General features: G+C 70.9%; 9 protein-coding genes. 3 read left to right on the top strand and 6 right to left on the bottom strand.

Going from position 1 to position 12,264, the window contains the following annotated elements; translation table 11 throughout:
- Window positions 1–6 precede the first annotated feature (6 nt).
- Window positions 7–915: a M23 family metallopeptidase gene (locus CMC5_RS21245; RefSeq protein ID WP_245677665.1), complete on the top strand. Its 909-nt coding sequence runs from the start codon at window positions 7–9 to the stop codon at window positions 913–915.
- Between the two features lie 126 nt (window positions 916–1,041).
- Here CMC5_RS21245 and CMC5_RS21250 read toward each other — a convergent pair whose 3' ends face one another.
- The 4 genes from CMC5_RS21250 to CMC5_RS46010 form a co-directional block, all read right to left on the bottom strand.
- Window positions 1,042–4,074, bottom strand: coding sequence for an alpha/beta hydrolase (locus tag CMC5_RS21250; RefSeq protein ID WP_050432134.1), 3,033 nt, complete (start codon window positions 4,072–4,074; stop codon window positions 1,042–1,044).
- 47 nt (window positions 4,075–4,121) lie between these two features.
- Window positions 4,122–5,708, bottom strand: a complete 1,587-nt coding sequence (locus CMC5_RS21255) for a hypothetical protein (RefSeq protein WP_063796323.1) — start codon at window positions 5,706–5,708, stop codon at window positions 4,122–4,124.
- An 11-nt stretch (window positions 5,709–5,719) separates the two neighbouring features.
- Window positions 5,720–7,159, bottom strand: a complete 1,440-nt coding sequence (locus CMC5_RS21260; protein WP_156338764.1) for a hypothetical protein — start codon at window positions 7,157–7,159, stop codon at window positions 5,720–5,722.
- Between the two features lie 270 nt (window positions 7,160–7,429).
- Window positions 7,430–8,140, bottom strand: coding sequence for a hypothetical protein (locus CMC5_RS46010; protein WP_050432137.1), 711 nt, complete (start codon window positions 8,138–8,140; stop codon window positions 7,430–7,432).
- A gap of 456 nt (window positions 8,141–8,596) precedes the next feature.
- Here CMC5_RS46010 and grxD point away from each other — a divergent pair, with 456 nt between their 5' ends.
- Window positions 8,597–8,905, top strand: a complete 309-nt coding sequence (gene grxD, locus CMC5_RS21270; RefSeq protein ID WP_050432138.1) for a Grx4 family monothiol glutaredoxin — start codon at window positions 8,597–8,599, stop codon at window positions 8,903–8,905.
- A gap of 73 nt (window positions 8,906–8,978) precedes the next feature.
- Here grxD and CMC5_RS21275 read toward each other — a convergent pair whose 3' ends face one another.
- The gene (locus tag CMC5_RS21275; protein WP_050436036.1) at window positions 8,979–10,238 is read right to left on the bottom strand and encodes an esterase/lipase family protein; all 1,260 of its coding nucleotides are present in this window, start codon (window positions 10,236–10,238) and stop codon (window positions 8,979–8,981) included.
- 87 nt (window positions 10,239–10,325) lie between these two features.
- Here CMC5_RS21275 and CMC5_RS21280 point away from each other — a divergent pair, with 87 nt between their 5' ends.
- Complete coding sequence (locus tag CMC5_RS21280; protein WP_156338765.1) at window positions 10,326–11,666, top strand: hypothetical protein; 1,341 nt, start codon at window positions 10,326–10,328, stop codon at window positions 11,664–11,666.
- A 25-nt stretch (window positions 11,667–11,691) separates the two neighbouring features.
- Here the strand turns inward: CMC5_RS21280 and CMC5_RS21285 are convergent, their stop codons facing one another.
- Entirely contained in the window at window positions 11,692–12,261 is a 570-nt protein-coding gene (locus CMC5_RS21285; RefSeq protein ID WP_050432140.1) for an adenine phosphoribosyltransferase, read from the bottom strand.
- Window positions 12,262–12,264: the final 3 nt, after the last annotated feature.

Below are 12,264 nucleotides of genomic sequence, written 5' to 3' on the forward strand. Positions count from 1 at the left end.
ATGCAAATGAGCCGCATCGTGATCTCGAAGTGGAGTCTGCTTTCGATGGTGATGGCCTGCGCCGTGGCGCAGGTGGGATGTGTCGCGGAGATGGTCGACGAGTCCGATCCGGCTGGCGCGCTGGGTGACGAGGAGTGGAGCGACGACGGGCCGCCTCCGGGCGAGGAGGCGGCGGACGCGGACGAGGAGGAGCTCGTCGAGACCTCGAGCGCTGCGCTGGCGCCCGCGTTCCAGCTTCCGTTCCCCTGCAACCAGGTGTGGGCCGGTCAGACGCGGTCGAACCACAGCCCGGTCAACTCGATCGACTTCAACCGCGCCGATGATCTCGGCGATCCGGTCGTCGCGGCGGCCGCGGGTACGGTCACCCGCGTCGCGAACGAGGGGAGCACGAGCTACGGCCGCTGGGTCGAGATCGATCACGGCGGTGGTTACCGCACGCGCTACGCGCACCTGCAGACGCAGACGGTGTCGGTGGGTCAGCAGGTGGCCATGGGCAGGAAGATCGGCACCGTCGGGAGCACGGGCGGCTCGACGGGACCGCACCTCCATTACGAGGTGCGGCTCAACGGCACGGCCATCAAGCCCGTGTTCAACGGCGCGACGGCGCTCTTCTACGGCACCAAGAACTACACCAGCAAGAACAGCTGCTCCAGCGGTGGGAGCAGCTCGATCACCGGGACGGTGAGCACCAGCGGCATCAACCTCACGGTGCGCGCCGCGGCGAGCACGAGCAGCGCTGCCGTGGGGTCGCTGGCGAACGGCACCAAGGTGACGATCACCTGCCAGAAGCAGGGGACGTCGGTGACGGGGACTTACGGCACCTCGTCGCTCTGGAACTACATCGGGACGGGGTACGTGGCGGATGCGTACGTCTACACCGGCTCGAACAGCCAGATCCTCCCGACCTGCAACTGAGCGCGGTTTCAGCGTCCCCGAGCGCTGAGCGACGTTTCGAGCCCTCGATCTCCCGTCACTGCAGCGACGAGGATCGGGGGCTCGGTCGTCCATCGAGAGGGCGCTCGTCGAAGCGCCCTCGGCCGATCACTCGGCCCAGTTCACTTCCGTCTCGCCGAGGGTGCGGAAGCGCTGGTCGACGTGATCCATCAGCTCCAGCATCCACTGCTCCATCTGCGGGCCCTGCTCGCGGACGCTGTCGCCGTAGAACGTGCCCTGGAGGCATTCGGCCTTGCCGGCTGCGTTCTCTCGGCAGCGGCCGTCGACGTAGACGACGATGGCCTTGGGGAGGCGTGACCGGGTGCTGGCCTGACCGTCGTTCATGAGGGCCTGGAGGATGAGGCCCGCGGCGGCGAGATCCTGCGGCTCCTGGCCGTAGCCGTGCATGAGGTAGATGACCGGGTAACGACGGGTCTGGAGATCCGCGTGGCCGTATCCCGGGGGGAGGTTGACGGCGACGGGGCCCATGCGGCCGAAGGTCGAGGTGAAGTCGAAGATGCAGGTGCCGTTGATCTCGCAGCGCTCGAGGTTCTCGGCGGGCTTGTCCGTGCTCTTCTCGACGAGGCGGCGCAGCTCGGGCTCGGGCCAGCGGGAGCCGGCGAAGTAGAGGGCAGCCTGGAGGCGCGCGAGGATCTCGGACGCGGTGCCCACGTGCTGGCCGCTGCCGTTCTCGATGTCGGCGGACGTGGGATCGGCCTTGCCGTAGCGCTGGAGGACGACGCCCTGGAGGTCCTCCCAGATGGTGTGACCGCCCATGTACTGCTCCGGGGTGCTGCCGTTGAGGCCAGGAGCGGCGCCGAAGTCGGTCAGGTAGGTGACGTCACGGCCGCGCGCGGCGAAGGCGCCCGTCAGGTGCTGGGCGTCGACCATGAAGTTGAAGAGGTCGCGGGTGCCGCCGTCGGTCCAGAGATCGATCCGGGAGAGCGCGACGTCGTCGAGGTCGCCGCCCGGGATGTCCTTGGACCAGCGGCGGACGATGCTGTGGGGGTCGACGTCCCAGACGCGCTGGAGGCCACGGGAGACGGTGAACCGTCCGTCGCCTTCGCCGACGTCGTAGCCGTCGCCCGGGGTCTTCCAGCCGCCAGGGGGCTGCTGCGGGGTGCCGGCGACGCCGTCGAGGCCGACGTCCTGGTAGGGCTCACCGAGCTGGTAGCGGTGGTCGCCCTCGGTGCCCGTGGGGTTGTACTGGGCGTTGTAGTCGTCGCCCGCGGGGTCCTCGTTGACGCCAGGGATGTAGCCGGGCTCCAGGTGGCTGGGGAGGCCGTCGACGCCGGTGTCCTCGAAGGGCTCGCGGCCGGCGCGGATGAGGGGCTCCAGCTCGTCGCGGACGCCGTTGCCGTTGTAGTCGACGGCGAGGGCGAGTTCGAGCGGGAAGCCGTTGCCGTCCGGGGTCCAGGTGTTGGCGAACGGGGTGAGGGACTGGTTCTGCGGGGAGCCGTCGCACACGGTGATGACGGGGAAGGTGCCGTCGGGGTTGTACTCGTCGTCGTAGTAGCCCTGGAGCGTGAGCGTGTGGGCGCAGCGTTCGGCAGGGCAGCGCTGCTTGAGCTGCTCCTGCTGCGGCTTGTTGGGGTGATCGTCGAGCGGGTCGACCCACACGCCACACTGGCCGCTGTCGCCGACGACGCTGGGGTGATCCGGGGGGACGCCCGCCGGGAGATTGTCCGCGCCGTCGGCGAAGTTGTCGCCGTTCGGGTTGCCGAACATGAGCGCGAGGTCGCGGAAGATCTGGACGTAGGAGGTGCGGTTGAAGCTGCCGCCGTTGCCCTCGCGGGGGTACTCGTACCACCAGCGGTTGAAGGTGGAGGGGTGCTCGTACGGGTCCTTCGGGGTGGGCATGAGCGCGCAGTGGCCCGGGCTGACGCCCTGGGGGCCGATGCAGGTCTCGCCCGGTGCGCAGTCGGTGCTGGTGCTGCACGCGTCGGCGGTGAGCTGGATGTCTTCGAGCACGGTGCCCGGGGCGATGGAGCGGAAGCCGCCGAGGTGGTTCTGCTCGATGTGGTGGAGGAGCCAGGTCCAGTCGACCGGGCCTCCGAGGGGGGCGACGACGTCGAAGAGGTGGTGGTTGCGGAGGCCCACCATCGCCGAGCCGCCGCCGCCCATGGAGATGCCCATCACGGCGCGGTGGGTGAGGCGGCGCTTGCGCGTGGTGAGGCCGCCGTCGGCGCGGACGATGGCCTGGTAGGTGCCGAGGCGCGGGGCCTTGAAGGTGAGGGCCCACTGGCCGTCGACGCGCTCGATGCGGGGATCGGCGACGGGGACGGGGCGCGGGGTCGGAAACTGCGGGCTGGAGTAGGCGAGGCGGATGTGACGGAGGCGGGCCTTCGCCGGGAGGAGCGCGGGGTTGAGGGGGACCGAGAGCGGGATCTCGCGCTGGAGCGCGGTGTCGTCCGGGGAGAAGGCGACGGCAGGGCCCAGGGGGAGGTGACCGGGGACGTCGAGATCGCCGACGCAGGCGAGCTTGGCGGGGAAGGGGGCGACGCTCCAGATGAAGCTGCCGCTGTTGGGTCGATCGGCGCCCTGGGGGAGATGGATGGTGGCGCCAGCGAGGCCGCCCTGGCCGCGGAGGGTGTCACCCGCGGCGAGCAAGGGGGTGGCCGCGTCGCCTGTGCATGCTGCGCGTTCGCCGCCGAGGACGGCGACCGTGAGGTCGGCCGTGGCGTCCGTGCCGTCGCCGCGGGGGACGACGGCGGTGATGGTCGACTCGCCGATCGCTCCTGCGCGGATCACGAGGGGGACGACGGCCTGGTGGAGGTTGAAGGCGCCCGCGGCGGGGGCCGCGGCGACGTCGCCGTCGGAGGTCTGGAACTGGACGGGCGTGGCGACGCAGACGTCGGGATCCATGACGACGTTGACGGTGCGCTCGCACGGCGCGCCCGAGGGATCTCCGCACGGGGTGAGGGCGACGAGGGGGGGCTCGAAGCGGAGGCGAATGGCCGACGAGGCCGGGGTGACGCAGATCTCGCCCGGGGCGAGCTTCGGGCCTTCGGGGTCGTCGACGACGGGGGGATCGCTCGGAAAGAGAGAGGAGCACGCGGGGGCGGTGAGGCCGACGACGAGGGCCGTGGCGGTCATCGCGCGGGCTGCGCGGCCGAGAGAGCGGGAGGGCAGGGACGCCATCGCGCGAGCATAAGGGAAGGGGAACCCGGGAAACCAGCTCTCCGGCGCTAACCGGGCGGGGCGCCGCTCTCGGTGGCGGTGGCCTGTCCCTGGACGGTGGCTTCGATCGCGCCGTCGCTGATCCTGCCGAGCCACGCGGCGTTCCAGCGGACGGGGGTGGCGTCCTGGTTCACGACGCTGGCGCCGGAGGCGGAGAGGGAGATGGTGCCGGTGAGCGCGCCGAGGGTCGAGGCCTCGACGCCATGGGCCCAGCGCGCCTCGAGCGCGTCGGTGCAGAGCGCGGCGAGGCAGGTGGTGTTGCAGCCGATGAAGCCGCCGAGGGCCGTGGCGAGGGGCTCGCAGGCTGCCGCGAGGGCGAGGGCGTCTCCCATGGTGGTCGTCTGCGGGTGGCTCTCGAGCGCGCCTCGCTGCGCGGCGGCGCCCACGTAGCGGCTGGGGACCCAGTAGATCTTGCCGTCGAGCCGGAGGACGTCGCCAGGTTCGGACGTCCAGGAGGCCTGGTGCGCCGTGAGGGGGACGCCTGCGTCCTGCGCCGGGACGCCGCCGAGCTGGGTGACCTGCAGCCAGGCCTTGCCCGGGAGGTTGCCGATGCCGGATAGGTGCGCGGTGATCTCCGGGGTCAGCGTGGCGAGTCCCGCTTCGATCCAGGTGCGGCAGGTGTCGCGCAGCGGGGTGGGGAGATCGTGGAGGTGCTCGGTGGCGGCGTCGTCCCACCCGGCGCTCGTCCGGTGGTCGGCGAAGGCGAGCTGCTGATCGGGCGTCATGAGGGCCGCCATGGCGTCGAGGAGGGCGGTGCCTTCGTGGTCGACGGGCAGAAACACGTCGAGGATGCGCGACGCCGTGGTCTGCGCGAGCGCGCTCAGGGGGGCGTTCGGCGTGAACGCGAGCGACAGATCGAGCCGCGTGGCGCCGAGATCGAGAGGGCCATCCTTGATGGTCACGGAGACGGCGCGTTCTTTCCCGGCCTCGAGATCGGGGATGTCCGAGCAGCCCCACATGGCGCGGCCCGCGCGGACTGCGACGGCGAGGTTCGGTCCCACGGGGGCGCCCTTGATCGTCAGGGTCGCGGCGTCGGCGGCCGGGGTGGTGGCGACGAGTCCGCCCTCGGGTCCTTCGGGCAAGGACGAGGCGATCTCGGCGCAGGTCATGCCGGCCTTGACCGTCGCGGTCCACTCTTCGGCCTGACGCTGGCCGGCGTACACGGGGGTGATGAGGAGGGGGGCGAACCCTTTGTCGCTGACGGCGATGCCGAGATCGGTCGAGGGGCCATCCTTCACGGCCGCGCGCAGCCGGAACGTGGTGGCCAGGCTCGGCGCGTGCAGCTTGACCGACGCCCGCCCGGCGGCGTCGGCGACGGCCTTGGTGCGATCGAGCCAGGCGCCCGACGCATCCCCGACGATGCTGAAGCTGATCTCGTACTTGGCTGGCGGCGAGGCCGTGACGTGCACGGTCCGCTCTTCGCCGGGCGCGAGCTCGAGGGTGCCTTCCTCGTTGAAGCTCAGCGTGGCATCGGGTCCGGGGACGCCATCGGTCGGGAGCGTCCCCCGGGCGTCGTCGTCGCCCTGCACGGAGCACGCAGGCCCCACGACGGCGACAGCCGCGACGAGCGGCAGGTACAACCAAGAAAAGCGCATGGGTTTCGAGCTTAGCGCGCGACGGAGGGGGCGGGAAGGATGTGGCCGTTCCCCGACGCGGACGGCTGGGGGAGACAGAGCGCCTCTGCCGTCGCAGCCGTGTCCAGAGCAGGCATGGGCTGTCGGGGTGACAGGGGCAGGATCGCGACGCGCTGTCCTTTCCGTGTCGTCTCGGTGCGAGGGCGCGGCGTGGCAGGGAGCCGCATGGCATTGGTCAGGACGAGCAAGGCTTCGAGCAGGGCGACCAGCGCGGCGATGGCCGGGGGGCACCAGCCGAGCACCGCGCACGGGATCAGGATGGCGTTGACGAGCGCTGCGAAGATGGCGCCCTCGCGGAGGCGTGCGCGGAGTGCCCTGGAGAGGTCGATGGCGCTGGCGAGAGGCTGGAGACGCGTCGGCCCGAGCACGAGTTCGGCGGCGCCAGCGCCGTCCTGGCTGGTCGATGCAAAGGCGATGGAGAGGTCGGCTCTGGCCGCTGCGAGCCCACCCCCTGCACCCACGACGGCGACCCACGCCCCGGCGTGCTGGAGGTCCCGGACGTGGAGCGCACCCGTCATGGCGTCCGGCGCGGTGAGGGCGCGCGCGCCGAGGCGCGCGGCGACGAGGCGCAGGACCTCCGGGCGGCGATCGCCGACGAGGTAAACGGCCACGCCGCGGTCGCGGAGTGCCCGGACGGCGGCGATCGCGTCGGAGGTGATGCCGGGCTCTGCCTCGACGCAGAGCACATCCACGCGGGCCAGGCGATCGAAGGCGGCGAGGTCCCGGATGCGAAGGCCCAGGGCGCGTGCCCGCGTGAGCGCGAGGGCCCGCGCTGCGGGCGCGCCCAGCCAGAAGGCTGCCACCGAGCAGCCCGCGAGGACCGCGATCGGGGCGGTGAGGGTGGTGGGGCCGAGCGGTCCAGCGCCGAGGGCGGCGTGGAGGACGGCGGCGAACGCGGCGAACGCGACCCCGGCGACACCCAGAGCGCGGCCGGACACGTCCAGTGCGTGGCTCGCGCCGTCACGGAGTCGGGTCGCCGCGGTCCTGTCCAGCGAGGCTTCGGCGCGGCGGGTCGCCAGGGTGTTCGCGTGACCCGCGCAGAGGGAGAGCACGGCAAGGAGGCCGCAAAGCTCGAAGCCCAGGGGGCGCGCCGCCATCCAGGCTTCCGGAGAGAGACCGAGCGCGCGCAGGCCTGGTGAGGGGATCCGCCCCGGAGCGGTCGCCCAGAGTTCGAGCGTGCCCACCACGAACGACAGGGTCGCTGCCGCGAGGAGGTGGGCTCCGGCGCGCAGACCGGGACCACGTCGGGCGAGTCGGGCCACGAGCCGCGTCCCGAAGACCACCAGCAGGACCAGGGCGGCCAGCGCACAACGGGCCGCCGCAGAGCGGTCGGGAGGCGCGCTTCTGCCGAGGAGGGATATCGCCAGCTGCCCACAGAACAGGGCCATCGCGACGCTGAGTGTTTGCGGCATCCTCCCCACGGATGACTCCCCTTGCGAACTCCGGGCCGAGACGCGAGCGGAGCCACACGAGCACATCGTCAGGCCAGGACGGCGTGCGCCGGGCTGGATGCGCGCAGGGGCTGCACGCCGACATCGGGCGCCTCGGGGCGACCTGGTGCAGGCACCCGGGCGATGAGGAAGGCGAAAAGGACCGTGAAGCTGCTTCGCCCACGACGTGGGCAGCAGGAGCCCACCGGAAGGGGCGGAGGTGAAGGAGAGTGGGAGGTGTAGAGAAGGATCTTACTTCACGTAGATCTGACCGATCGCAGCACCGGCGCCCTGCGCGCGCAGGATCACCTTGGCCGGGCCGCCGATGGGCAGCGGGTTCTTGAAGCACTGGCCCTTGCCGCCGAGCGTGGCGTTCGCGCCGCTCGTGTTGCTCTGGGCGAGCGTCACGGGAGGCAGGGGGGCCTGCTGGGCCACGATCTGGATGCTCAGGTTCTGGATGCCCAGGCCGGCCGCGATGACCGAGTAGCACTTGCCAGGCTGGATGTTGAAGGGCTGCTCGAAGGTCTGACCGTCCTGGAATTGTGCCGCGAAAGCGCCGCCCTCAGGCGACATGCCCGAGACTTCCGAGGCCGCGAGGGCGGTCATGACGGGCGTGGCTGCCGCGACGGCGGCCGGCGCGATGGGGCTGGCCGTCCCGCCCGAGGAGGTGCTGGCGCCGCCTCCCAGGATGCCGCCGAGGTCGGGCGTCGCAGGCGCCGTCGGCTGGCCCCCGGCGGGCTGCTGCGGCTGCTGGCCGTAGCCGGGCTGCTGGCCGTAGCCGGGCTGCTGGCCGTAGCCGGGCTGCTGCTGTCCGTAGCCGGGCTGTTGCTGTCCGTACTGCCCGCCCTGGTACTGTCCGGAACCAAATTGCGAGGGGTCGTTCGGATCCGGCTGGTCGGAACCACCGCACGCGAGCGGGAGGAGGCTGAGCAGGGTGACAGGGGCAAGAAGTGAGATGCGCATGGATGGCTCCTTCGAGATGGTCAAGTGTTGGGCCACGCCCTCTTGAGACGCGCGTCGGCCCTTTGATGGCTCAGGGCTGCCGTGTCGAGATGGTGTTGAAGCACGAACCAGGGCCACGTTGCTCGCCCCAGCACGTTCTTCGTCGCCACGATCGGTGAGACGTACCCTCGCGGACGGGTGTTCTACACCGGGTGGCGGTTCTCTGACCAGCGCGCCCCCCGAGCCACCTCGGAATGCTGATGGATCTGGTCAGGGGTCTCCGCTGTCGCTGGCACGTTCTCTGATTGCTGCTCGATGGAGCGAAGAGGAGCACGGCTTTGCTCTCCTGGGTGGTTGACATGAGCGTCGACTGACTCCACGTAAACCGGCTGGTGCACAGCCGGGGGGCGCGCGCCGTTGCGTCGGCTGGTGCATTCGACATCGGTGTCCCCACCCACGAGAGGACAAGGGTGCGTCATGAGTGAGATCCAGCAGGTGATTCAGGAGACGGTCGAAGGAAACCGGGTCGTCCTCTTCATGAAGGGCAGCAAGACCTTCCCGCAATGTGGGTTTTCGGCGCGGGCCGTCGAAATTCTCAAGCGCTGCGGCACCGAATTCAAGGACGTGAACGTGCTGACCGACCCGCAGCTCCGGCAGGGGATCAAGGACTTCTCGAACTGGCCGACCATCCCGCAGATCTACGTGGATGGGAAATTCATCGGTGGCAGCGACATCCTGATCGAGATGTACGAGTCGGGCGAGCTTCAGCGTCTGCTCACCCCCTGAGCCGTACCTTCAGGAGCGGCGCAGGCCGGGTGGCGAGCCGACGCGGTGCGTTGTGACGGGAGAGGGGGTGCGATCAGCGGGACGTTTCGGGGTCGTGTGGCCCCGAGGCGGCCAGCGCGGCCTGTGCGCCCGCGGCTGCGATCGCTGCCTGTTCGACGGTCCGGCCGGGGGCTGCGTGCGCCGCCTCCGCGTTGAACCGACGCGCCTCTTCCTCGCCGAGGAGCATGCCACTGACGATGCGATCGACGAGGGTGTCGAAGCGGTGACGGTTGAACCGCGCGCCGCTCGTGAGCCAGTCGGTGTGTCCGCCGCGACCCGGAAAATGGCCCACCACGTCCAGGTGATCGCCGCGCCCGGCCCAGGCGAGGTGACCCCAGACCTGGGACATGAGGGGGACCACGCCGTCGTTCGCGTCGAGGGGCGGGACCTCACCGAGCGCTGCGGCGAGCTGCTGCTCGACGCCAGGGTGCAGTGGGCGACACGGGTAGCGGGCATCCTGTCGCGCGGTGATGTTCGACATCGCGGTGAAGATGGTCGCCGACATGGCGCTCCACGGCGAGCGGAGCGCCGAGAGCCAGTCGCGCACTTCGTTGCGAGGCGAGTAGGAGGCGACGCTCTGGTAGCGGACGCCAGGGCGATCTTCGAGGCCGGCATGGAAGAGATCCATGGCCTCCGGGGTGAGCTGGACGATGGCACCCTGATCGTCCCGGAGCAGGCGGAGCCACGCCCGGAGCTCGCGGCTGGAGGCCTCGTCGAGCACCCGGATCACGCCCTCGATCCCGCGATCGAGCAGCTCCAGCTCGAGCACGCCGACCTGGAGCCGGCTCACGGCGGCCACGAGGGCAGAGGCGGCGGCGAGCGGAGGCGCGCCCAGCTTGAGGGCCGTCACGGTCAGGGCGCTGATGGCGTAGAGGAGGCGCTGGCCGCTGACGGTGGCGAAGAAGGCGGCGAGCGGCGTGCCATAGTGCGGTGTGTTCATGGTCGTCACCGAGCAGAGTCGGTGCGTCCAGCCCAGCCTCTGGCCTGCGTCGCCAGGGAGGCGGGCCGTCGGGCACGCCACCAGGCGGGCGTCGAGCCCTCCCGTGGAGTGGCCGACGAGGTGGATCGGGCCGTCGTCCTCGCCGGCGCTCTCGTCGATGAGGCGCGCGAGCTTGGCGGCGCGTCGGAGGATCGAGGCGGTGGGGTGCACCTCGCAGACACTCACCACGGCATCGCGGCCCCGATCTCGGAATCGCTCTTCCAGCGCCCGGATCAGGTGTTCGAAGTACTCGAAGGAGGCGAGTCGGGCGAAGCCGAACATGCCTGGTGAGAGATAGATTCGAGTCCGCTCCACGCGGGGACTGTGCCACGAGGGCGCCCAGAGGGGGGCTGGAATGGTGGGAATCGCGCTTCTCGCCGTATCCGAGTATCCTCCGCCACCGTGGATCAGCAGGTTGCCCGCGAGATCGAAGCGGCGGTGATGGATCAGCTCGGCCATTTCGGCGCCTCGGGGAGGGTGGTGTTCCTCGGTCGCCAGATCGAGCTGCACGGGAGTGGCCCGGCGGTCGTCATCGACGTCGACGCCATCGGGGAGCAGTGGTCCCTCCTGCCCCCTGATCTCCGTGCCCGCAAGGCGCATGATCTCGCTCGCCGGCTCGTGGAGGGGCAGCGGGCCGATGGTGTTCTCTCCGAGATGGGGGCGGGAGCGCCTCCGCGTCCGCCGAGCACCCCTTCGGCGTTCCCGGCATCGTCGCAGAGAGGCGCCACGAGCGATCCCGCTCGGCGTTCCGCGTCCGCGGCGCCGACCGCAGCGTCCTCGTCGATCCCTGGTGGCGTCCGGGTGAGCAGCGGCTCTGGCGCGGGGAGATCTCCCGGGGGGCGGAGCGGGGGAGGTGGTGGGCGGGTGATCGCGATCCCCGCTGGGGGCCTCGTGCTGGCGATGATCGCCGGCTTCTTCGCGTACCGCATCCTGCGCGACGAGCCGCACGCGCCGGAGCCGCCGGCTGCGACGACGACGGTGGCGGAGGTGCCCGATGATCCTCAGCGTACGGCGCGCGTCTGCGAGGCGGCCAGGAAGCGCATCTACGCCGGTGCGTCGATGGGAGCGCTGGATACCGAGGGGTGGGTCGCCGAGCTCTGGGTCGTGAACCGGAAGGGTGTGAGCCACGCGCTGGAGGGGCTGGTCGTCGAAGGACGGCTCACGCCCGCGGCCGACGCCGAGCTCGGCGCCCTCCAGGATGGTCATGTCGAGGTGGCTCCTGGCTTCTCTCCGGAAGAAGAGGCGAAGTTTCCCGGTCTGCAGGGGGCGACGCTGCGCTTCTCGGGCGGATACATGCGGGCCTTCCTGGAACCTGCGATGCGTGCTCGTTTCGTGTCGCTCTCGGATCGCATCGCGGACGCCGCACGAGCGGAGTTCGGTGCGCTCTATGGTCGATGTGCCCACCTCCGCCATCGCGAGATGGGGGCGTGGATCCGGGGCGCAGACCCCGCCGCTGCGGCGGCCGCGCTGGTGTACGCGATCGGGACCTTCGCGGAGCAGCCCGCGGTGAACCGGCGAGCGCTCGATGGGCTGGAGGGGCCCACGCCGCTCGATGCGCTACGCAAAGCGGGAGCGAAGCTGGACGCCAAGGGGCTCGCGGGGTTGATCGGGACCGAGGGGGGGAGTGTGACGGCAACCGGGGGAGGGGGGATCGACATGACCTTCCCCCTCGGGGGGCCGATCCGTGCGACGCGGGTGAGCCGGACGGTGGCGCGCAAGCTCGGCGTGGGGGAGGGGGGCTGAGGTGCGGCTCGAGGCGGCGCGCCCCTCAGCCGCCATCGAAGCGCAAGATCGTGTGGATCTTGAGGTCGTCGCTGGACGAGAGGCGCGCTCGTCCGCCCAGGGCTCCGAGTTCGACGGCGAAGGCAAACCCGCCGATGACCCCTCCCTGTCGCCGCGCGAGTTCCGCCGCCGCCGAGGCCGTGCCGCCCGTGGCGAGGACGTCGTCGACCACGAGCACCTGGGCTCCAGGCTGGATCGAGTCCTTGTGCATCTCCAGCTCGGCCTCTCCGTATTCGAGCGCGTAGGCGATCCGATCGACGTCTCCCGGCAGCTTCCCTCGCTTGCGAACCGGGACGAGGCTCGCGTTGAGGCGCGCGGCGAGGGCCCCTCCGAAGAGAAACCCGCGTGACTCGATGGCCACGACGGCGTCGATGTGCTGCCCGATGAAGGGATACGCCAGCAGATCCAGGGTCATGTGGAAGGCCCGCGGCTCGGCGAGCAGCGGCGTGATGTCCTTGAAGAGGATGCCAGGCGTGGGGAAATCTGGCACGTCGCGGATGTGAGCGCGGAGGTAGCGGAGCGCTTGCTCGGAGGGGAGCGCGTCGTGGGCGAACATGGG

Source organism: Chondromyces crocatus, assembly GCF_001189295.1.
Lineage (GTDB): Bacteria > Myxococcota_A > Polyangia > Polyangiales > Polyangiaceae > Chondromyces > Chondromyces crocatus.

Excerpts from the sequence above, each read along its gene's own strand:
- CMC5_RS21245 (WP_245677665.1), top strand. The coding sequence starts at position 7 with ATGAGCCGCATCGTGATCTCGAAGTGGAGTCTGCTTTCGATGGTGATG.
- CMC5_RS21250 (WP_050432134.1), bottom strand. The coding sequence starts at position 4,074 with ATGGCGTCCCTGCCCTCCCGCTCTCTCGGCCGCGCAGCCCGCGCGATG.
- CMC5_RS21255 (WP_063796323.1), bottom strand. The coding sequence starts at position 5,708 with ATGCGCTTTTCTTGGTTGTACCTGCCGCTCGTCGCGGCTGTCGCCGTC.
- CMC5_RS21260 (WP_156338764.1), bottom strand. The coding sequence starts at position 7,159 with ATGCCGCAAACACTCAGCGTCGCGATGGCCCTGTTCTGTGGGCAGCTG.
- CMC5_RS46010 (WP_050432137.1), bottom strand. The coding sequence starts at position 8,140 with ATGCGCATCTCACTTCTTGCCCCTGTCACCCTGCTCAGCCTCCTCCCG.
- grxD (WP_050432138.1), top strand. The coding sequence starts at position 8,597 with ATGAGTGAGATCCAGCAGGTGATTCAGGAGACGGTCGAAGGAAACCGG.
- CMC5_RS21285 (WP_050432140.1), bottom strand. The coding sequence starts at position 12,261 with ATGTTCGCCCACGACGCGCTCCCCTCCGAGCAAGCGCTCCGCTACCTC.